This window comes from Shinella sp. HY16, from assembly GCF_028534175.1.
In the GTDB taxonomy this organism is placed as follows: domain Bacteria; phylum Pseudomonadota; class Alphaproteobacteria; order Rhizobiales; family Rhizobiaceae; genus Shinella.
Genome location: NZ_JAHYXL010000002.1, coordinates 78,777 through 98,963, shown reverse-complemented (window position 1 = coordinate 98,963; position 20,187 = coordinate 78,777). Strand labels below are relative to the sequence as shown.

Annotated in this window: 19 protein-coding genes; 8 read left to right on the top strand and 11 right to left on the bottom strand. The window is 61.0% G+C overall.

Going from position 1 to position 20,187, the window contains the following annotated elements; translation table 11 throughout:
* Positions 1–398: 398 nt before the first annotated feature.
* The 4 genes from K0P03_RS20560 to K0P03_RS20545 form a co-directional block, all read right to left on the bottom strand.
* A complete protein-coding gene (locus K0P03_RS20560; RefSeq protein ID WP_272790533.1) occupies positions 399–2,000 on the bottom strand; it encodes a copper resistance CopC/CopD family protein in 1,602 nt (533 codons plus the stop codon).
* A gap of 57 nt (positions 2,001–2,057) precedes the next feature.
* On the bottom strand, positions 2,058–2,588 hold the full coding sequence (locus K0P03_RS20555) for a YcnI family copper-binding membrane protein (protein ID WP_130520350.1): 531 nt from the start codon (positions 2,586–2,588) through the stop codon (positions 2,058–2,060).
* Between the two features lie 222 nt (positions 2,589–2,810).
* Positions 2,811–3,200, bottom strand: a complete 390-nt coding sequence (locus K0P03_RS20550) for a DUF2946 family protein (RefSeq protein WP_130520352.1) — start codon at positions 3,198–3,200, stop codon at positions 2,811–2,813.
* 90 nt (positions 3,201–3,290) lie between these two features.
* The gene (locus tag K0P03_RS20545; RefSeq protein ID WP_130520354.1) at positions 3,291–3,923 is read right to left on the bottom strand and encodes a hypothetical protein; all 633 of its coding nucleotides are present in this window, start codon (positions 3,921–3,923) and stop codon (positions 3,291–3,293) included.
* Positions 3,924–4,618: 695 nt separating this feature from the next.
* Between K0P03_RS20545 and K0P03_RS20540 the strand changes: the two genes are divergently transcribed.
* From K0P03_RS20540 to K0P03_RS20515, 6 genes are all read left to right on the top strand, one after another.
* Positions 4,619–5,293, top strand: coding sequence for a helix-turn-helix domain-containing protein (locus tag K0P03_RS20540; protein ID WP_130520360.1), 675 nt, complete (start codon positions 4,619–4,621; stop codon positions 5,291–5,293).
* 86 nt (positions 5,294–5,379) lie between these two features.
* Positions 5,380–6,000 carry a PepSY-associated TM helix domain-containing protein gene (locus K0P03_RS20535; protein ID WP_272790532.1) on the top strand — a complete coding sequence of 207 codons (621 nt, stop codon included), beginning with the start codon at positions 5,380–5,382 and terminating at the stop codon, positions 5,998–6,000.
* A 91-nt stretch (positions 6,001–6,091) separates the two neighbouring features.
* Positions 6,092–7,432 carry an IS1380 family transposase gene (locus K0P03_RS20530; RefSeq protein ID WP_050746896.1) on the top strand — a complete coding sequence of 447 codons (1,341 nt, stop codon included), beginning with the start codon at positions 6,092–6,094 and terminating at the stop codon, positions 7,430–7,432.
* 103 nt (positions 7,433–7,535) lie between these two features.
* Complete coding sequence (locus K0P03_RS20525) at positions 7,536–8,351, top strand: PepSY-associated TM helix domain-containing protein (protein WP_336314296.1); 816 nt, start codon at positions 7,536–7,538, stop codon at positions 8,349–8,351.
* A gap of 30 nt (positions 8,352–8,381) precedes the next feature.
* Positions 8,382–9,302 carry a copper uptake system-associated protein gene (locus tag K0P03_RS20520; protein WP_130520364.1) on the top strand — a complete coding sequence of 307 codons (921 nt, stop codon included), beginning with the start codon at positions 8,382–8,384 and terminating at the stop codon, positions 9,300–9,302.
* On the top strand, positions 9,299–9,886 hold the full coding sequence (locus tag K0P03_RS20515; RefSeq protein WP_130520365.1) for an SCO family protein: 588 nt from the start codon (positions 9,299–9,301) through the stop codon (positions 9,884–9,886). Before K0P03_RS20520 ends, K0P03_RS20515 begins: the two co-directional genes overlap by 4 nt.
* Before the next feature lie 88 nt (positions 9,887–9,974).
* On the opposite strand, the gene K0P03_RS20510 is transcribed toward K0P03_RS20515, so the two are convergent.
* From K0P03_RS20510 to K0P03_RS20500, 3 genes are all read right to left on the bottom strand, one after another.
* Positions 9,975–11,372 (bottom strand): HD-GYP domain-containing protein, encoded by a 1,398-nt coding sequence (locus tag K0P03_RS20510; protein ID WP_130520368.1) that lies wholly within the window; start codon positions 11,370–11,372, stop codon positions 9,975–9,977.
* A gap of 140 nt (positions 11,373–11,512) precedes the next feature.
* Entirely contained in the window at positions 11,513–12,226 is a 714-nt protein-coding gene (locus K0P03_RS20505; protein ID WP_130520370.1) for an anti-sigma factor, read from the bottom strand.
* A complete protein-coding gene (locus K0P03_RS20500; protein WP_130520423.1) occupies positions 12,223–12,774 on the bottom strand; it encodes a sigma-70 family RNA polymerase sigma factor in 552 nt (183 codons plus the stop codon). Before K0P03_RS20500 ends, K0P03_RS20505 begins: the two co-directional genes overlap by 4 nt.
* Before the next feature lie 339 nt (positions 12,775–13,113).
* Between K0P03_RS20500 and K0P03_RS20495 the strand changes: the two genes are divergently transcribed.
* Positions 13,114–13,839 (top strand): DUF4394 domain-containing protein, encoded by a 726-nt coding sequence (locus K0P03_RS20495; RefSeq protein WP_245462388.1) that lies wholly within the window; start codon positions 13,114–13,116, stop codon positions 13,837–13,839.
* Positions 13,840–14,347: 508 nt separating this feature from the next.
* Here the strand turns inward: K0P03_RS20495 and K0P03_RS20490 are convergent.
* From K0P03_RS20490 to K0P03_RS20475, 4 genes are all read right to left on the bottom strand, one after another.
* Positions 14,348–15,235, bottom strand: coding sequence for a branched-chain amino acid ABC transporter permease (locus K0P03_RS20490; RefSeq protein WP_130520372.1), 888 nt, complete (start codon positions 15,233–15,235; stop codon positions 14,348–14,350).
* A gap of 22 nt (positions 15,236–15,257) precedes the next feature.
* Positions 15,258–15,962, bottom strand: a complete 705-nt coding sequence (locus tag K0P03_RS20485) for an ABC transporter ATP-binding protein (RefSeq protein WP_165909459.1) — start codon at positions 15,960–15,962, stop codon at positions 15,258–15,260.
* 116 nt (positions 15,963–16,078) lie between these two features.
* Positions 16,079–17,233 (bottom strand): ABC transporter substrate-binding protein, encoded by a 1,155-nt coding sequence (locus K0P03_RS20480; RefSeq protein ID WP_130520375.1) that lies wholly within the window; start codon positions 17,231–17,233, stop codon positions 16,079–16,081.
* 19 nt (positions 17,234–17,252) lie between these two features.
* Positions 17,253–19,127 carry a branched-chain amino acid ABC transporter ATP-binding protein/permease gene (locus K0P03_RS20475; protein WP_130520377.1) on the bottom strand — a complete coding sequence of 625 codons (1,875 nt, stop codon included), beginning with the start codon at positions 19,125–19,127 and terminating at the stop codon, positions 17,253–17,255.
* 167 nt (positions 19,128–19,294) lie between these two features.
* On the opposite strand from K0P03_RS20475, the gene K0P03_RS20470 reads away from it, so the two are divergent.
* Positions 19,295–20,176, top strand: coding sequence for a MurR/RpiR family transcriptional regulator (locus K0P03_RS20470; protein ID WP_130520379.1), 882 nt, complete (start codon positions 19,295–19,297; stop codon positions 20,174–20,176).
* Positions 20,177–20,187 lie beyond the last annotated feature (11 nt).

Below are 20,187 nucleotides of genomic sequence, written 5' to 3'. Positions count from 1 at the left end.
TGACGGAAGAAGAACTCGACTACATGGTAAAGACCTATGTCATAAGCGCTGGCATGCGTTGATACCGTTCGTCCAGTCTTGACTTGCCGCCCGTCTCGCGGCCTTCGGCGAGCATTTCCCCCGATCCTGCTGATGCTCGGCCTTGCCAGCCGATTGTCCGCGCTGCGCTTCTGGCAATGATGCTGGTGATCGAGATCCTCGTCTATCCAGGCGCCTGGCGAGCCACGGCACTTGCGCTGCCTGCCTGCTGTTCATAGCGGTGCGCAGACCGAGGCGGGTTTTCGCTTAATGCGGTTATCGCATGTCGAGTTTGTCGGTCAGCGTGGACTACATACTCGAGGTTTCTTTGGGGCTCTTGAAACGGAAGCGTACCTTTGGCCCCAGCCAAATCCGAGTAGTTACCGAGCGATTTCAATTACGACCTGTAATTTGACTATCTCGAAGTCGCTAACAAGCACATCTATCCTCAGCTGCCATTCCCCCGATAACGGAAGGACCACGCCTTCGCTCCGCCAAGTTCCATCTTTGAGGGTGGCTTTGCGCCGCATCGGCTCGACGCCAGCCTGAGAATTGGAGAATACAAACACCACCTCTTTCGGCACCATCGCCGAAAAGTCCGGCGCCATGACCAAAGCGGAAACCTCAACGGGGCCGGCACGGCCGGGCGTTATGGTTACCTCTGCAATGGCCTTGTCGGAGTGAATGTGAACCGACACCGGCTGAGCGGCGACGACGGCGAGCGCCCGCGGCGGCGGTGTAAACCGCCAAGTGGCCGCAACCGCCAGAATTGCCAAGACCAGAATGGTTTCCACGAAAACGACGCGCGCAAGCCTGTGCCTTGCTTTCCCCTCTCCAGCCTGTGCGGGTTTGGTCAGTGCCCACCGATTGAACGAGACCACCAGGAACAGCACCAGTATGAGGCCCAGCTTGGCGAGCAGAACGTTTCCGTAGGCGGTGTCGAGCAAGGCTGCCGGTCTCTCGACCTGAACGATTGCGAGCGCAATGCCTGCAATGATAAGGATGCCGACGGCGACCGGAATCAACCGAGCAAATCTCGCGAGCGCCGCCCGCCCGGTTTCAGCATCATGCCGCAAGGCATGGATCAGCGGGAGAAGGGCGCCGGCCCAGATGGCGATTGTCAATGAATGCAGGAACACGGCAGGCCGCATCAACAACTGAGGCGCGGCTGCACTAGCATGGCCGCTCAGCGCCAACGCGGCGGCGCCTGCGATCAGCGCAATTGACGCGACGGCTCGGCCCATGGCCGAACCCTGGACCCACAGCGCCACTACCGACAAGAAGAAAGCGCCGATCAGGAGAATGACGGTGCGGCCAAAACTCGTCTCGAATCCTGCCATCCAAGCCGCCGACGTGACCAATTCGGAAAGTGGAAGGTCAAGCGAGTCAAGACCCTGCAAGCCTGCTGATGCCAGGGTCGCGATCACGCCGATCGCGATCAGCGCGGACGTCAAGCGTTTCACACCGCCCGTCGGTGGTATGAGCCAACGAAGTGCGAAGGTGCCGCCAATGCCGAGGAACAGCCCGGCGTATAGACCAATCTTCGAGATCCATAAGGCCGCGCGCACGAACCAGTCGACGCTCTCCGTCGCTCTCGGCTTTGACGCACTCGATGCTCCTATGGAGAAGATGCTGGAACCGCCGACCGGATGGCCGTCCTCCGAAACAACCCGCCATGTCATGACATAGGTGCCGTCCACGAGATCATCGGGCGGCGTGATCTCAAGCGTCTTGTCGCGAAGAGCGAAGCGTTCAAGGTTTGTCGTGGCGCCATCGGGACGCACGAGCTTCAGGACGAGCGGCGAGACGGGCTCGCTGAAGGACAGCGAAAACATCGTCGGAGGTGTCGCAACCACCGTGCCATCCGACGGCGTTGCTGATGTCAGCGATGCATGCGCCAGCGCAGCCATTGTCAGACAGGACCAGGTGAGACCTGTGATCAAAGCCAGAAGGCCAAGCCGACCGAGGCGGTGGTTTCGCATGCACATTCTCCGGACTGGGTAGATTGGCTGGCGCCCCGAGAGCGCCAGCCGAAGTTATCAGTGGCCGCTCACGGCTTCGAGCAGCTTGACGCCTGGAGCCGGCAGCTCCAGATCGTCTTCAGACTGGCCTGCGGCCGGGATTTCGATCCAACGCTCGGCAGCGCCGTCCGGGCATTCCTGCACGACCGGAAAATAGAGCGTTTCGCCTGCCTTCAGATCTTTCGTCAGATAAACGCGCAGCACGAATTCATCGTATTCGTCATCACCGAGGTTGCCGCCGCTCCAGACGATCTCCTTAACGCCTTCGCTCGTCGGCGTGCCGTAATAGTCGTAGGACTTGGCGTAGGCGCCCTTGACCTTTTCCAGGGTCCAGCCGGCCTTCGGCTGCGGCTTGACCGCGATGACGCCTTCCGGAATCTGCACGCGAAGGACATTGGTCGGCTTGCCTTCGCAGCCGTGCGGCACCTGAAGGATGGCACGGTAGGTCGACCCGACAGGGGCTTCCTTGAGCTGCAGGGAGACATGGGCAAGGGCGGCCGAGGTGCCGACCGCAAGGGCTGCAATGGTAACGAGGGTATGCTTCAGCATAGGTATTCTCCTGAATTGCCGGTCATCCCGCCGGCGGGTTTTAGAAACGGGTGGAGATAGCGGAGTTCGGTCTTTCCAGACGGCATCGAGGAGATGATGAACATAATGGCGGCGCAGGACATCCGATCGCCGTTATCTTGCGTTCACGCAGAGGCACCGTGATCGCGAGTAAACTCGCGATAGGTCTTCATCATCATGCTCGTCGTAAGGAACGGTCGCCCATCAGGCGAAGGGAGGCGCCCGAGGATTGCCGGGAAGGCTATCGAGTACAGAATGGAAAGGTTCCGCAAACCTGATGACGGGCCGCTGAAGCGGTTCGGAAAGCGGGTTGAACAGGACCGCGACAGACGTATCCGCCGGAACGAAGGAATGGACTAGCCCGCAAGCCAGTGTGCAGCATTCCGGGAGTAATGGACGATCCTTGTTCGGCGTGGAGCCGGAATCGTCACCTTCCGCGCTGTTGATGCACAGCATGTTGCCGAACGCATCGACCATCGGTGTCGCGGCATTCGCCGCCATCGCGAAAGTGCCGAGAAGGATCTGCAACGCCATGACGATGGCGACGGCTACTGCCACCAATCCAAACCTGCCATGTCTTCGCCGCTTCGTCATTCAGACCTCTCGCATTATGTCTTAGCAATGCGCTGACACACTGAACAGAGCCCATTCACCGCCGAATTGTCGCATCACCGCCAATAGTGATCATCGAGATGGCGCGGCTGCGGTCTTTTCAATTTGTTTCGCTTGTCGGCGAAGGCCAAACGCCCCTACCATCCCCAACCCGCCAAGCCCCACCGTCAAAGATGAGAGGGATACGAACGACGGCCAGTGTTCAGGTACCGAGCGCCAGTGCGGCCCGACGATCTCCGCGGTGTTGAAGGAAGAATTGCTATAGGCGCAGCCGATGAGGGTGGCGCCACTCATAATCATCTCGTGTTCGATTTCCGAGATGAGAAGGGTGGCACGGGCGGCAAGGCGCGGCACCTCCCGTGCGCGAAGCAGGACAGCCTTTGTGCCCGCGAGATCGGCATGGCCGCACTCGTTGAACGGGCTCGCCTCATCCGACAGCGTGCCAGGCACGAGGGTCCAGAGACAGCGCGCGTGCTGCGCCTTGGCAAAGACCATGAGCTTGTAGAGATCGCGATCGTCGTAGGAGCCGAGCGAACCCAGCGCAAGAATCCGCGTGCGATAGGCGGACAGGATCGCCATTTCGCCATGCGTGACGAAGGGGATCGAGATACCGCTCGTATCCTGCGGCACGCGGTTGCGGTGCGCGAACGCATCGCCCGCGAACAGGCACAAGACGGTCAATATGCCAAGCGCACGCGTTTTCACCGGCCTAACCGATCTCCAAATCCAATACAGGGAGGGTAGATAAATCAACGCCCACCTGCAAGCACGCCTGGACGCGACACGTCCTCACCGTCGCATGCTTAGGGGTTACTAATGACTTATAGCGGCAAGGCCATCTTGCCGCATTGAGGGCGTTGGAGAATCCGATTATGTTCGCGCCGTGTCCGATGGCACAGAGGGGCATATGGTCGAGGGCTTTCACCGAGTTGAGCAGTTTGGGGTGCGCATACTCTGCGCGCTTGCCTTGCTGCTTGTCGGGTTCGCTCACACGCCCCCGGCGATTGGCAGCCATGGCCTTTCGCCAAGCGAGCTCGCCGAGTTCGTACTGCCTGATGGCACTCTTCCGGTTCTGTGCCTTCCCTCCGAGGATGGATCGACAAAGAAGACGGACCACGTCGGCAAACAGGGTTGCGAGGCCTGCCGGCTCTCAGCCTCTGTCCTCCTGCCGTCTCCTGCCGATGCCGTTGGAGAGCGTATCCTTCGCGCCGGCGAGCATATCGTTCCGGTGCGCGTCGAAGCGTTCTACCGTCAGCTCTTTCCCCCGAACGCGTCCCCGCGCGGCCCCCCGTCCGGCCTGACAGCCTGAAGCGCTGCTGCTCTTGCAGCGGCAAACTCAGCCTGCGCCGGGGTCATCCGTCTGAACGGATCCATTCCGGTGCGTTGCCGGATTATGTTCCATGTTCGACAGGACCATCGTGGGTGCCGCAGCACCCGTCATACTCATCGACTCTCCAACACGGCCGAGGTGCAAGCCTCCTGCCCGTATCGCGGCCCGCACGCAGTTCATCTTTCATGGCGCAACGCGGCCGAGCGGTTTGCGGATCGTCGACGGCTGCATCGCCCTCTTCCAGGAACTCGCTGACGGACGTCGACTGATCCTCGACATTCTCGGCCCAGGAAAGGAGGTAAGTGCCGAACTTCTCGATCTGCGCCAGTGCAAGGCGATCACGCTAACCTCGACACAGATCGAGACGATCGAAAGCCTCCGCGAGCCATCTTCGCTCGAAGGCGCGCTACGCCAGATGCTGTGCCGTGCACAGGAGCATGCCTTGCTCCTCGGGCGCAAGACCGCTGTCGAACGCGTCGCAAGCGCCATACTCGATCTAGCCGCACAATTTACCCGCAGACGAAGAAACACGGCTGGCGGCCGAGCCACGTTCACCCTCTTTCTCACCCGTGCCGATCTTGCCGACTGGCTCGGACTGACGCTCGAAACCGTCAGCCGATGTTTTGGGGTGCTGAAGCGCTCCAAGCTGATCGCATTCGACCAGCCCGAACGCATCACGATCCGCGATCGCGCCGCCTTGGAAGCGATCGCGCTTGGCCGAGCAGGCCGGCACGCGCAGATCTGATCCAAAACCCTGGGGAACTATCCATGACAATGACAGCAGACACATCGCCAATCCGAGCGGACGGAACTTCACCGCGGTCCTTCTATGTGGCCGCCTGGCGATGGCACTTCTATGCCGGCCTCTATGTCGCGCCGTTTCTCATCATGCTCGCCGTCACCGGCTTGATCATGCTCTGGTCGTCGGTTCTGGTTGGTCGTGACGGCGAGAAGATCTTTGCCGTCACCCCTTCCGGTCAGGCGGTCCCTGTGTCCGTACAGGCTGACGCCGCAGCCGCGACGGTACCGGGCGGAACGCTCGTGCAATATATCGTGCCGAGAACCGGCGAACAGCCTGCGGTGTTCCGCATCAACGCTGGCGACACGTCGACAATGGTCGCTGTCGACCCCTATTCCGGCGTCGCGTTGGGGTCATGGGATCGCCGGGATGCGCTCTATGACCTCGCAAACGTCATCCATGGGACGCTTCTGATTGAAACGGTCGGCGATCGGCTGATTGAAGTCGCGGCCGGCTTCGGCGTGGTGCTGATCGTGACCGGCGTGTTTTTGTGGTGGCCGCGGGACGGACGCGGCTTGGCGCGTTCGCTCGTGCCCAACCTGTCGGGGCGCGGCCGACAGCTGTGGAAGTCGCTTCATCAGACAATCGGTGTCTGGGCCGCAATCGTGCTCGTGATTTTCCTTGTGTCGGGACTTAGCCCGAATAATTCATGAGGGGTTGGCGGATGTGGTTCAAGCCGTTGAAATGACGTAGGATTTGGTTGCTTACGCCGATCCGCGTCGTTTCTGGGAGACCGCACCCGCCATGAATGATCCTACGCTAGCGCTGCCCGGTTTGTCATCTGTTCGCGGCAAGTGCGTTGTCGCCCGTTTTGATGGCGGCATGCTGTCGTCCAACAGTGGGGTTCTCGCTCTTGCCGAAGTCGAGAAGCGGCTGCGGGTGGCTGACCGTCTGGCGCGCTGCATCGACGATCCGCGCTGCCCGGACCAGACCATCCATAGCCTGGCCGACATGATCGGCTTTCGCATGAAGATGATCGCTGCCGGCTACGAGGATGGCAACGATGCCAACCGTCTGCGTTCCGATCCGGTCTTCAAGATGGCCCAGGACGCGCTGCCGTCGGGTCGTAACCTGGCCTCGCAATCGACGATCTGCCGGCTGGAGAACCTGCCCGGCGTGCGGGAACTGGTGGCGATGGGCCGGGCGATGGTCGACCTTTACTGCGTCTCTTTCCGGCAAGTTCCCAAGCGGATCGTGCTCGACATTGACGACACCTTTGACGCCGTGCATGGCGGCCAGCAATTGCGGCTGTTCAATGCCCATTACGATGAATATGGCTTCCAGCCGATTGTTGTGTTCGATGACGCGGGACGGTTCGTCGGTGCGGTTCTGCGACCGGCAAAGCGGCCGAGCGGGGTCGAAATCCGTCCCCACTTGCGCCGCCTGGTGCAGGCGATCCGGAGCAATTGGCCGAACACCCGGATCCTGATCCGGGCCGACAGTCATTACTGCAGCCCGCAGGTCATTGACTGGTGCCGCGCCAACCATGTCGACTTCATCTTCGGTCTCGCGCCCACCACCACCTTGCGCAAGCATGTCGCAGACCTGGAAACCAGCACGGTGGCGCGGTTCGAAGCGTCGGCGAAGACGGGCAAGGTCCGCAGGTTCAAGGAATTCTTTGATGGCGCCGCCAGCTGGAGCCGCGTCGAGCGCATCATCGCCCGCGTCGAGGTTGGCGCCCAAGGCGCCGACACCCGCTTCATCGTCACCAACCTTGCAGGTGGCAAGGCCAAAGCGCTCTACGAGGACGTCTACTGCCGGCGTGGAGCGGCCGAGAACCACATCAAGTCATGGAAGACGCATCTCGCCGCCGACCGGACCTCCTGTACGAGAGCGGCGGCCAACCAGTTCCGGCTGTTCTTGCATGCTGGCGCCTACTGGTTGATGTGGGGCCTGCGCGCCGCAATGCCGAAACGATCCAGCTTTGCCGTCGCCCAATTCGACACGCTGCGACTGCGCCTCATCAAGATTGCCGCGCGCGTGGTCGAGATGAAAACCCAGATCCGCCTGCACCTGCCGACATCCTGCCCGGATCAGCGCATCCTGCGCATCGTCCTGGATCGCATCCCGCGGCTCGTGACATAGCCAACGGGGCGCTGACGCCCCAAAACGACCCCTGACCTCAACCTGCAAACCCCGCCTTCCATCGCGACGGATCAACTCCGGCGACTGGAAAAACTTGCCTGCGGTGTCGCGCAGCCAGCAAAAGCCTCGCATCTCGTCGCCAAAACGGCCCGCGCCATGCATTAAGGCGGTTAGCTGGGCCGGCATCTGGGGCGAGCGCATGACGCAGGCCTGGAGCACATTTCCGGCGGAGAAATGGGACAACGTCCCGCTTTCGGACGCAACCCACGCCAGCATGAACCATGGCGGGGTGAAGGCCGTCGCCTGGGCGCTCGAACAGACGCCCATGCCGGCCTCCGGCTCGCACGAAGGTCATGCAGGCATCCCGGACGGACAGTCGGTCGATCTCGACAGCGTCGTCGCTCTCGCCCGCACGATAGGCTTTGACGGCCGCTTCCAGCTCTCGTTCCCGAGCGGTGATAGCGGTGTCTGGACGCTCGCGCGAGACACGATGAGCAATGACAGCGCGGACCCGACGTCCGACCGTACCGTTCACATCGACCGCTATACCGGCAAAATCCTCGCCGATGTCGGCTTTTCCGATTACGGCGCGGCAGGCAAGGCGATGGCTGTCGGCATCGCGTTCCATGAAGGCGACATGGGCGTCTGGAATATCGCACTCAACACAGCCTTTTGTCTCTCCGTCATATTCATTTCGGTCAGCGGTGTCGTGATGTGGTGGAAGCGTCGGCCGTCCGGCGCAAGACGCCTGGTCGCACCCGCTGTGCCGGAGAAGATCGGCGTCTGGAAATCCGCCGCCGTCATTATGATCGCCGTGTCCCTGCTCTTCCCGCTCACCGGTATCGTTCTCGTCACCGTCCTTGCTCTTGACCTGCTGTTCATTCGGCATGTGCGGCCGGTCAAGCGCGTTTTGAGCTAACCCCTAATTCGTAGAAATTGGAGACTATCCATGAAGACGCTTATCGCCACACTCCTCCTCGTCACCGTGAGCCTGGCTTTGCCGGGCTCGGCCCTCGCCGAAGGCTTCAAGGTCGGAACCATTGAGATCAACCACCTCCATTCCCGCGCGATGCTGCCGGGTGCAAAAGTCGGGGGCGGCTACCTGAACATCACCAACACTGGCGCCGATGACCGTTTGGTGAGCGCGACCGCCGAGCGCGCGGGTACCGTGCAGCTTCATGAGATGAAGATGGACGGTGGGATCATGGTGATGCGCGAGCTGAAGGACGGCATAGCCGTGCCCGCGCACTCGACGGTCGAACTGAAGCCGGGCGGCTACCACGTCATGTTCATGAAGGTCAGTGAAGGCTTCAAGGAAGGAGAAGAGATCAAGGCCACCCTGACATTCGAAAAGGCCGGATCGGTTGAGGTCGAGTTCAAGGTCGGCCCCGCCGCAGGCTCAGCGGCCGCGGCGAGCGACGACGAGCATGCCAATGCGCACGAGCATCACAAGCCGCTCAGTGAGGCATCGGCTGTCACGGGCGATCCGCAACTCGATATCCCTGCCAAACTCAAGTCGATCTTCGAAACGCCGGACAAGACCCTTTCCGTCGCACCCGTCGTCGTCGAGGGCGATTGGGCGATTGCCGGCTGGACGCAAGACGCACGCGGCGGCCGTGCGCTCCTGAAGAAAAAGGGTGACGGTTGGAGCATCCACCTCTGCAGCGGCGACAGCCTAAAGGATCCCCATGCCCTCAAGACGATGGGCTTGTCCGACGAGCATGCAACGTCGATTGTGGCTAAGCTTGCCGAGGCGGAGAAGCATATCGCGCCGGAGACAGTCACGCTCTTTGCGAGCTTCGAGGGCACAGTCATGGTCGAGGGCGGCGACGCCCCGGCACATGGTGAGCACGAGGGGCATGCAAAATGACACCGCGAAACCCGTTCGTACTCATCTTTGCGTCTATCGGAACGATCTTTGGAGCGGTTCTTGTCGGCGTGATCGTCTGGGTTGCCATGAACAGTCCTCGTCCAGGACCGTTTGACGTCAAATTCTCACTTGTCGATGACAAGGGCGAACAGGTCGACCAAGGCCTGTTCAAGGGAAGCCCGTCGCTCGTTTATTTCGGGTACACGAATTGCCCGGAAGTGTGCCCGACCACGCTCTTCGAGGTTGCCGGATATCTAAAAGATCTTGGACCGGAGGGATCTGGCCTCAAGACTTACTTCTTCTCTGTCGATCCCGAACGTGACACGCCGGAAGTGATGCACGGCTATGTCACGGCATTCACGGACAGGATCAGGGGCATCACTGGCAGACCCGACGAGATGCAGAAAGTCATCGAGGGCTGGATGATTTATGCGGCCAAGCTGCCCAGCGAGGACGGCGACTACCACATGAGCCACACCATGTCGCTTCTGCTGATCGGCGCCGACGGACGCCTCAAGGGACTGCTGCCTTATGGCGCTGAGCGCGATCGCGCTCTCGAGCAAATCCGCAAGACGCTTCTCTGAAGAACGGTGGTGCCCACGATACGACTTGCACCGCCTCCATAGTGAAAATCGCTTCATTGTTCGGAGCACGCTTGGTCGACATAGTCGGCTATGCAGCTTGCGGCTTGGTTTGCAGCGGTACCGAACCGGATCTGGTTTCGCTGTCTCCCAACGCGACTTTGGCCAGCGCACGCTCAAGCGCCTCGATGCAGATCGGATCGTGCGACTTGCCTGCGTCCTCCCACAAGATCGCAAGGGCCTTGGCGATCGGCATAGCGGCTCTGTAGGGTCGGTCGGCGGTCAGAGCATCGAAGACATCCGCCGTCGAGACAATTCGGACCTCCATCGGAATATTCTCCGCCATTAAACCACGCGGATAGCCTTTCCCATCCAGCCGTTCATGGTGTGCCCCCCCGATCAGTGCCGCCTCGGAGAACGCCCCGATGGTAGACAGGATATGCTCTGAAAACTCGGCATGCCTCTTCATCTTGAGCCATTCATCCTCGTCAAGCTTGCCGGGCTTGTCGAGTACGCTGTTGCTGACACCGAGTTTGCCGACGTCGTGCAGCAAGGCAGCCCGCTTGAGGAGCCGGCGGGCCTCGAAACCGATGCCCATTTCCTCCGCGATCAGGTCGGTGAAGAGTGCCACACGATCACTGTGGCCGGAAGTATATGGGCTCTTGGCGTCGATGACCTTGGCGAAGCCGGCAGCAATGTCATCGAGGTAGTCGTCATCAGCCATAATTGCATGTTGACCCGGTTCGGAGGCCAACACGATTGCCTCCACATCGGAAGAGGACAAGGCATCCCAGAAAAGGCGGTTCTCTGACACGCGGACAAAGGCCTTGACCAAGGAGGGATCGAACCAATCGCCCTTGCGCTTCTTGACTTCCTTGAGTGCACTTTTCCGGCCGCCACTGACATGAAATATGTCGATTACCTGAGCCAGGAGAGCAATACGGGAAAACAGCGGTATCTGGTCGCCGGCGAGCCCATTCGGCTTTCCGCCCCCGTTCCAATGCTCGTCGAGTCCAAGGATTCCCTGGGCTACGCTTTCGGAGAACCGCATCTGTCGAGCGATCTCGGCGCCGCGCTGGCAACGCGTCTGAATGAGTTCGGTGGAGAGCTCTCCACCGTTTTGCAGAATGTTCAAAATACTGCGAAATCGCTCGGCAAGGCCTGACTGCATGCCGGTGTGGCTGATGACGAACCGGAGGACCTGGGTGAGACTGCCGTCAACCAGCTTGAAATCGCGTTTGAAATTCAGATCATCGGCGAGATAGAGTTCGCAGATGCGCGCGGCGTTGCTGCTACAGCCGAGATCCTTCAGCAAAAGCGTATAATAGAGATCATGCAATTGAACGTCATCAAGGCCGATCTCGCGACCGACATGCATGCCGATATAACAGCATCGGATGCAATGCCCCTCAGGTTGCCCCTCGGTCATATCGAGCGCCTTGCTCAAAGCTTCGATGATTTCCGCCAAGCGGATTTGAACGCCCGTCATAAGCTCGACCTCGTTGATAGCCGAACATTAGTTGAAGAAGGTTGTAGAAGGATTGAGCAACCGACGTTGGCGCAAAAATAAGAGCGCGACAGTCTACCCGGCAGGCCAGTTCCGCTTATTTCGCGAGGAAACAGAGATACTTACCGCGTCAATTTGGCGAACCCCTTCGCGAGAATAGGCCCGGTGGGGCGTTTGCTCCGTGAACCACCCGCTTCCTCGAGGGTTATCTCGTACAGCTGCGCATCTGCAGGCTTCGGAAGTGACCACCCGGCTAGCCTTGCCGAACGTGACCCGTTCAGCACCCCGAGAGACATTGGCCCCATTTCGATCGAGGGTAGTGTCCAGACCTGCATTGTCTTGTCGTCCGGAACCGTAAAATCCGTGAGCAGCCTCACATTGGCCGAGTCGTTTCCAAAGTCCTCAACTACGGCCTGGACTTCGCCGGCCTCATTCATAAGCACCGCCACAACAAGGGGCTCGACCTGTCGCGTTATGCTCCATGTCAGGCCTATAGCCAAAACGATCGAGGCAGCGATCGCCGATACGGCGGCCGCTCGCCAACCGGAGCGATGATTGTCGTTGACCGCCTTGGCGGGATTTGCCGCAATCGCAAGCGATGTCCGTTGCTGTTCGGTCAGTCTGGAGGAAATCGCATTCCATAGGCTCGGCGATACATCCGTCGGCGCGAGACCTGTATCGAGCGGCAAGAACCGTTCGTACGCCTCAGCCACGGCCTGCTTCAAAGCTGCATTGAGCTCGATTTCCGCCTCAACATATGCCCTGTCGCCGTCCTCGAGCAGACCAAGCACATACTCGTCAGCGATGACGGAGATTTCGTTGGATTCGAGGTTCATGCCATGCACTCCCGCAGCGAGGAAAGGCCCCGCCGAATCCAGGACTTTGCGGTGCCCAGCGGCAGCCGCAACCGTCCGGCAATCTCGCCGTGGGTGTACCCACCCACATACGCCATCAGGATGCCGCGTCTGCGCACGTCATCCAGCCTGCTCAGGCATTCGTGCAACCGGCTGCCCCGATCCAGCTTATGCCAAGCCGACATGATCTCATCCAGTTGGTCGGCATCCCGCAAGACCTCCAGCTGGCCGTCTTCGACCAAATCCTCGCGACGCCCGTCACGCAGCAGATTGAGAGCCCGGTTGCGGACAATTGCATAAATCCACCCCCGCGCCGAACCGCGTGCCGGCGAGTATTGGTGCGAATGGGTCCAGATGCGGATAAAGCCTTCCTGCACCACTTCCTCGGCAAGCTCACGGCGCCTCAAAATGCGTTGCGCCACGGCGACGAGACGTCCGGCTTCCTGGTCGAATATCCGCTTCAATGCATCCTGGTCGCCTTTTGCACAATCGGCAAGCGCTGCTTCAAGGTCTGTCGACTGGTCTGTCACCAAGGCCAAGCGCGGTCTCCTCCTGGTGGCTTGCTATAAGCATATCTGTCGTAGTCGCTGTTGCCATGCGGGTAACCGCTCGTCCAGTCCATAAGCTCGGCCGGCCCCGAGTTCACTATATCGTGACGACACACCGCAGGGCCGCGTGGATGCAGGGTCGGAAATATTTTTCAGGTCTGCATCCAGAGCAGTCTCTCAGGTGTCTTACGATGGAGAGCGCGCAGGTGGCTCATGCCGAAGGCTCTCAACCAAGCAGAAACACAACTGGAGACCAACATGACCATTGCTCGCACCGCATTTGCCGCCTCAACTGTTCTCGTCATATCCACGACTGCTGTCATGGCTGCCCCGGTCCTCGGCCTCACGGGTGAGAAAACCTTGATCATGTTCGACACGGCGACACCCGCCGTCAGCAAGACGATCGAGGTTACCGGCGTTGACAAGCTTGTGGGCGTCGATTTCCGCCCAGGAAACAAGACAGTGATCGGCGTGACATCTGAACACGCGATCGTGTCCATCGATCTGGAGACCGGCGCCGCAACCGAAGTCGCCAAGATGGACAAGATGCTCACGCTCACGGAAGCGCCTGTCGTGGTCGATTTCAATCCCGTGGCAGATCGCCTGCGTTTCATGACAGGCACCACGAACCACCGCGTCCATCCTGATACAGGTGCCGTGACCGTCGACGGTACGCTCGCTTTTGAAGAGGGCGATATGCACAAGGGTGAAACGCCGGACATCGTTGCGGCGGCCTATACAAACTCGATTGGAAAGCCTGAAAAGACGGCGATGTACAATATCGATGCGACCATCGGCGCCCTCGTCCAGCAGACCAAGCCGAATGACGGAACGCTGAAGGCGATTGGAAAACTCGGCCTCAAGGAGAAGCCCGCCACCTACGCCTTCGATATCCAGGGTGAAGAGGGCGGCAAGAACACCGCTTTCCTCGTAGCGAGCAAGGCTCTCTACACAGTCAATCTGGAAACGGGTGCGGCAACGGAGATCGGCGCTATCGATGGCCTTGAGAACGAGATCCGCGACATCGCAGTTCTGCCATCCATGTGATAGGTTGGCGCAGAAGCTGTCTTGAACGCCATTTGGTGAAACCGTTTGCACGATATGATCGGCCGCCCCAACGGTGCGGTCGATCTCACTTTACCGGAGAGTGCAATTCACGGTACGACAATTACGTGCACCTGATCACACATTTCAAGGAGCTCGCGATACTCAGCCGAACGCGAAAGACGATCACTATTTCCGAATGTTAGCATAGACCCGCCGGGGCCACCCTCCGGTGCCAAATGGGTTCAATTTCTCGTGCTTATACACACTGGAAGGCGTGCGAACCACCAATCCCGGTATTCAGTTATGGATTTGCTCTTGAATGGGCTCGAGCCAGCGGCCCGATAGTTGCGTCTTTGGCGGGCTGAGGTTCTCTATAATTCTGCAGGCGCCTGAAAGCGCTATATTCAGCTATCCGGGGCCCAGCAGGAACAAGTTCTTTTCACCCACATTGTGCCCTCGTCTTTGCACCGGCGAATCCAGGGCATCCCAGGTGAGCAGGACACCTCGCTCAGAGCTTCACGATCGCCTTGCGAGCCAACAAGCCTTGCGGTGCGAACAACAGAACTGCAATGACAAGCAGAATGGTGAAGGCGTCGCGATAGCTGAGTAGGCTTTCCGGCAGGTAGGCCTGCAAGAAGACCTCGATGAAGCCGAGCAGAAAGCCGCCGGCGACGGCGCCCGAAAGGCTGCCGAGGCCACCGATGATCGCCGCGATGAAGGCCTTGAGCACCGGCAGGAAGCCCATCAGCGGATCGACGCTGCCGCGTTGGGCCACCCAGAGAATGCCGGCAACACCCGCCATGAGGCCGGAAATCGCGAAGGCCGTGGCAACGACCGCATTGGCGCGGATGCCCATCAGGCGGACGATGGCGAAATCCTCCGATGCCGCCCGCATGGCGCGGCCCAGCACCGTGGTGCGCAGGAAGAGGTTGAGACCGACCAGCATGATGACCGTGACGAGAATGGAAATCGCCTGGATGACGCCGATATGCAGACCGCCGATCTCGATGGTGCCGGACAGGCTCATCGGCATCGGTACCGGCTTGGGGCGAGCGGAAATGAAGTTCTGGAACAGCACGCGCAGGATGGCACTGACGGCAAAGCTCGTCAGGAGCAGCGTCGTGCCGCTCGCGCCGCGCACCGGCCGGAAGGCGGTGCGCTCCATCAGCAGCACCAGCACGATCGCGACGGCTAGCGCGAAGATGACGGCAAGGCCGAAGGGCATCCCGACGATCAGTGCGAAGCAGAGGCCGTAACCGGCGACCGTCATCAGTTCGCCATGGGCGAAGTTGATGAGGCCCATGATCGAGAAGACGACGGCAAGACCGAGCGCCAGCAGCGCATAGGTACCCCCGAGGCTCAGCGCATTGACCAGCTGCTGCAGGAACATGTCCATGGATGGTTTTCCTTCTTGCCGGTCACGCGCCGAGATAGGCGCCCTGGATTTCGGTGGAATTGCGCAGATCGGCAGCGGAGCCTGACAGCACGATGCGGCCGTTCGCCATGACATAGCCGGCGTCGGCGATCTCCAGCGACAGCGAGACATTCTGCTCGACGAGCAAGATGGTCAGTCCACGCTGGCGCAGGCCGGCGATCAGCTCGAAAATCTGGTCGACGATCTGCGGGGCAAGGCCGAGCGACGGCTCGTCGAGCAGCAGGAGATCGGGCGAGGACATCATGGAGCGGGCGATCGCCAGCATCTGCTGTTCGCCGCCGGAGAGTGAGCCCGCCTTCTGATGCAGGCGCTCCCTCAGGATGGGAAAGCGCGACAGCATGTCCTCGCGCACCGCGTCGATCTGCCCCCTGCCCTTGTGCATGGCACCGCCGAGGAGAAGGTGTTCGTCGACCGTGAGGGTCGGGAAGATGCGGCGCCCTTCCGGTGTCAGGGTCATACCCATGCGCACGATCATCTCGGGCGGCAAGGTGGAAATGTCCTTGCCGGCGAAGGTCACGCGGCCGGCTTTCTTGGCGGCAAGGCCAACGAGCGCATTGAGCGTCGAGCTCTTGCCGGCGCCATTGGCACCGAGGAGGGTGACGATCTCGCCCTTGCGGACCTTGAGATCGACGCCCTTCAGCGCCTCGACCGGCCCATAGGCGACCTTGAGGCCGCTGACCTCGAGCATCGGGGTCTCGTCGGAAATGTCACGCGTCATCGGGCAAATCCTCGCCGCGGCTCATCCGCCCCGGCCAACAGCAGGAAGATTGCCCTCCGGCACGACCGGAGGGCATCACTTGAACATCACGGTGCGGGAACGTCCTCGGCCGCCGGCACACCCTGGCTGACCAGCGAGCGGTTGCCGCCATCGATGCGCACGAGCGAGACGGAGCGCAGCGGCATGCCCTGCGTACCGACATAGCTGATCTTGCCGGTCACGCCCTCGACGCCGTCGAGCGACGCGATGGCTTCGCGGATAGCTGTCGAGTCCACGCTGTCAGCCTTGGTGACGGCCGCCTCGATGACCTTGCCGAGATCGTAGCCGTTGGCGATGTAGACCGTGTCCGGGTCCTGGCCGAACTTCGCCTTGTACTTCTCGTTGAAGGCGGCAAGCGGGCTGCCTTCCGTCGCGAAGCCTGCCGTGGTGAAAACCACGCCGTCGACGAGCGGACCGAGACCGAAGGTTGTCGGGGAATCGATGCCATCGCTGCCGAGGATCGGCGTGGTGACGCCCGCACCGCGCAATTGGCGGATGAAGGCCGGGAAATCCGGTTCATAGGCGGCGGTCATGATGACGTCGGGCGCCGGGTTCAGCGCCTTGATCTTGGTGACTTCGGCGCTGAAATCCTGCTGGCCCATGCTGTAGGTGCCTTCGCCGACGACTTCGCCGCCCTTGCCCTTGAAGCTGGTCGCGAAATATTCCGGCAGCTTCAGCGTATACGCGGTATCCGGCGACTTTAGCACATAGGCGGTCTTGAAGCCCTTTTCCTTGGCATAGTTCGCCAGCACCGCGGCCTGCACGTTGTCGGCCGGGTAGTTGCCGAACATGTAGTCGCCGACGGCGAGCGGCATGGTCGGCGTCGTGGCGCAGAAGGAGAAGGCCGGGATCTGCGCAGCCTGGGTGATCTGGCCGGCGGCGATCGACGGGTCGGCGTCGCAGGGCGTGATGAGGATCTTGATACCCTCGTCGACCAGTTCTTGCGCCACGAGCGCGGTCTGGGCGGCATCCGAGCGGGTATCTTTGGCGATCAGCTTGATCGGGAATTTACCGGCGATGCCGCCGGCCGCGTTGATTTCGTCGACGGCCATCTGCAGGCCTTTCAGCGATGGCTGGTCATAGGGCGCAAGGCCGCCGGTCTGCGCGGTCGCAAGCCCGACGACAAGGTCCTCGGCAAGTACGGGGAACGCGAGGGCGCCAAGCGCGGTGGACAAGAACAAGGCCTTCAATGTCGTTTTCATTCTTATTCTCCTCTGGTGGTTATGCGGGCTTGCCGGCGGTATGCGGATCGAGATCCGGCATGGCGGCGTCGATTGCGGACTTCGTCTGCTGTGCCGTCGAACGGCGGCGACCGATATAGGCTTCAATGACGGCGGGATTGGCCTGGATTTCAGCGGGCGTGCCGATTGCGATCTGCTGGCCCTTGTTGAGCACCACGACCACGTCGCAGAGCCGCATGATGAGCTTCAGGTCGTGCTCGACGACGAGGAGCCCGAGGCGGTGCTTCGTGCGGATACGGTCGAGCACGGTCATCAGTTCCTGCGTTTCGGCCGGGTTCATGCCGGCGGCGGGCTCGTCGAGCAGCAGGTAACGGGGTTTCAGCGCCAGCGCGCGGGCAATTTCCAGCCGCCGTTGCGCACCGTAGGACAACGTGTCGGCAAGCTGGCCCTCGACAGTGCCGAGACCGACTTCAACCAGCGCCTCGCGGGCAAGGCCCACGGGATCGCGCTCGCCGGCGACGGCGCTTGCGGCGACCGTGACGTTTTCCAAGACGGTGAGGTTTTTGAAAAGACGGATATTCTGGAAGGTGCGGGCAAGGCCGGTGACCGGCACCCGATGCACCGGGAGCGACGCGACATCTGTGCCATCGATCATCACCCGGCCGGTGGACGGCGGCACCACACCCGAGACGCTGTTGATGAGCGTCGACTTGCCGGCGCCATTCGGGCCGATCAGGCCCGTAACGAGGCCCGGACGGATTTCGAAGTCGGCCTTTTCCAGCGCGACCAGCCCGGAGAAACGCTTGCCGACATTTTCGACGCGCAGCGTACCGGTATCCCTGGGCGTTGCCTGCACCGGCTGCCCGGCCATCGGCTTGACGACGCCCGCGGCGAGGCGCTTGAGGAACGGCACCTGCTCGTCGATTTCGCGCACGCCGAGCAGGCCATCCTGAAGGCGATACATGACAAGCAGGATGGCAAGGCCGATGCCGATATCGGTGAGACCGAACACCGTCGGCAGCGAGAAGACGCCGAGATCGACGCCGCCTTCCAGCTTTCGCAGCAGTTCCACGATCAGCATGATGACGGCCGAACCGACGACCGCACCGGAGACGGTGGTGATGCCACCGAGGATCAGCATTGCGAGCAGCATGAAGGTGAAGTTGAAATAAAAATCCTTCGGCGAGAAGGCGCCGATGAAATGCGCAAACAGCACGCCCGCCGCCCCGGACAGGATCGCACCCAGCACCCAGGCCAGGAAGCGGTGCAGGCGCACATTGACGCCGACGGCCGTCGAGGCAATCTCATCCTCCCGCGAAGCGCGCAGCTTCATACCGGCGGCGCTATCGCGATAGATACGCGCGACGGCGACCGCGAGAATGGCGAAAGGAAGCGCGACCCAGATATTCACCGCACGGGGAATGCCGAAGAAGGTCTGGCTGCCGCGGGTAAAGTCGCTGGAGGCGACCAACACGACATGCACGATGACGAGGAAGCCGAGCGTACAGATCGAGGCCGAGGAGCCGCCGAGCCGGGCAACCGGAATGCCGATGGCGACCGCCACCAGCGCGACGACGACAAGCGCCACAAGAAGGGCCGGCAGAAACGGCATGCCCCAGCCCATCAGCCAGTCCGGCAGATTCGGTAGTGCTGTCTTCTGCACGATCGGATTGATGGTCAGGAGGCCGGACGCATAGGCGCCGACGGCCATGAAGCCGACATTGCCGAACGAGATGATGCCGGAATTGCCGCTGTAGACGCCAATGCCGATGACGGCGATCACGTTGATCAGGAACAGCGTCACCAGCCGTTCCCCTGCCCCTGGAAAGAGGCCTTTCGCCACCAGGGCCGCGACCACCAGGGGGAGCACCGTCGCGATGATCCCGACGACGGTTCCGCGCCTTATGCGCACCATCAGCATTCTCCCGATTTGCGGCTTCTTTTGTCGAGCCCGTTCCCGCAACAAACGTTAATCGAGAAACCGCGTATGTCAATCTTGTTTCATTTTTTATTGTCTGCTAGCAAGAATGTAACAAAATTAAAATCGCGCCACGAACGCCGATCACGAGAGGGAGGCAAGGAATGGCCATTCGAGACCGCCTGACGGACGGGGAAATCGCCTTCACACGGGCGGAGCTGAAAATCGTGCGGCAGCTGCTGTCGAACTATCCGGCAGCCGGGCTCAACACGGTTGCGCATCTCGCCGCGGCCGCCGATGTCAGCAACCCTACGGTCGTGCGCTTTGCCAACAAGCTTGGCTTCGAAGGCTATCCAGAATTCCAGGCGGCGCTTCTCAGCGAAGTGCAGGAGCGGATGAGCTCGCCGCTCTCCATGCTCGACACGCGCAAGCCGTCCCTGGAACAAGAGAATTTCTACCAATACTTTTTGCGTGCCAGCATTCACGCGCTGGAAGCGTCGATGCAGATGCTGCCGCCCGATGATTTCGAGGCCGCCATCGATGCCGCCGCCGATCTCAACATGCGCGTTCATTGCCTCGGCGGACGGTTCAGCGGCTTCCTTGCCGGTCTTCTGTGGTCGCATATGAAGCAGCTGCGCGGCGAAACGCGCTGGATCAACGGCTCGCAGGCCGATCAGGTCGACCAGCTGGTCGATCTCGGCAAGCGCGACGTGCTCTTCGTCTATGACTACCGACGCTACCAGATCGACACGATCCGTTTTGCCCGACAGGCGGCCAAGCAGGGTGCGCGCATCGTGCTCTTCACCGACCGCTGGGTTTCGCCGATCGCCGAATTCGCCTCCGTTACGCTGATGGCGCCGGTCGATACGGTCTCGCCCTATGACACGATGGTGCCCGCCATCGCCCAGACTGAGGCGCTGATCGCCGGCCTGACCGCGCGCCTTGCCAACCAGTCGCGCGGCCGCATCGAGCGCATGGAGGAGCTGCGCCGCAGCTATGCCATCACCGAAGACGCCTACAGCCCGCCGGTCGACGGTAGCAAATGACATTGCGCCCG

Bases quoted from the DNA above. Each gene is read 5' to 3' on its own strand.
- K0P03_RS20560 (WP_272790533.1), bottom strand. From the start codon at position 2,000: ATGCGAAACCACCGCCTCGGTCGGCTTGGCCTTCTGGCTTTGATCACA.
- K0P03_RS20555 (WP_130520350.1), bottom strand. From the start codon at position 2,588: ATGCTGAAGCATACCCTCGTTACCATTGCAGCCCTTGCGGTCGGCACC.
- K0P03_RS20550 (WP_130520352.1), bottom strand. From the start codon at position 3,200: ATGACGAAGCGGCGAAGACATGGCAGGTTTGGATTGGTGGCAGTAGCC.
- K0P03_RS20540 (WP_130520360.1), top strand. From the start codon at position 4,619: ATGTTCGACAGGACCATCGTGGGTGCCGCAGCACCCGTCATACTCATC.
- K0P03_RS20530 (WP_050746896.1), top strand. From the start codon at position 6,092: ATGAATGATCCTACGCTAGCGCTGCCCGGTTTGTCATCTGTTCGCGGC.
- K0P03_RS20520 (WP_130520364.1), top strand. From the start codon at position 8,382: ATGAAGACGCTTATCGCCACACTCCTCCTCGTCACCGTGAGCCTGGCT.
- K0P03_RS20515 (WP_130520365.1), top strand. From the start codon at position 9,299: ATGACACCGCGAAACCCGTTCGTACTCATCTTTGCGTCTATCGGAACG.
- K0P03_RS20510 (WP_130520368.1), bottom strand. From the start codon at position 11,372: ATGACGGGCGTTCAAATCCGCTTGGCGGAAATCATCGAAGCTTTGAGC.
- K0P03_RS20505 (WP_130520370.1), bottom strand. From the start codon at position 12,226: ATGAACCTCGAATCCAACGAAATCTCCGTCATCGCTGACGAGTATGTG.
- K0P03_RS20495 (WP_245462388.1), top strand. From the start codon at position 13,114: ATGGCTGCCCCGGTCCTCGGCCTCACGGGTGAGAAAACCTTGATCATG.
- K0P03_RS20490 (WP_130520372.1), bottom strand. From the start codon at position 15,235: ATGGACATGTTCCTGCAGCAGCTGGTCAATGCGCTGAGCCTCGGGGGT.
- K0P03_RS20485 (WP_165909459.1), bottom strand. From the start codon at position 15,962: ATGCTCGAGGTCAGCGGCCTCAAGGTCGCCTATGGGCCGGTCGAGGCG.
- K0P03_RS20480 (WP_130520375.1), bottom strand. From the start codon at position 17,233: ATGAAAACGACATTGAAGGCCTTGTTCTTGTCCACCGCGCTTGGCGCC.
- K0P03_RS20475 (WP_130520377.1), bottom strand. From the start codon at position 19,127: ATGGTGCGCATAAGGCGCGGAACCGTCGTCGGGATCATCGCGACGGTG.
- K0P03_RS20470 (WP_130520379.1), top strand. From the start codon at position 19,295: ATGGCCATTCGAGACCGCCTGACGGACGGGGAAATCGCCTTCACACGG.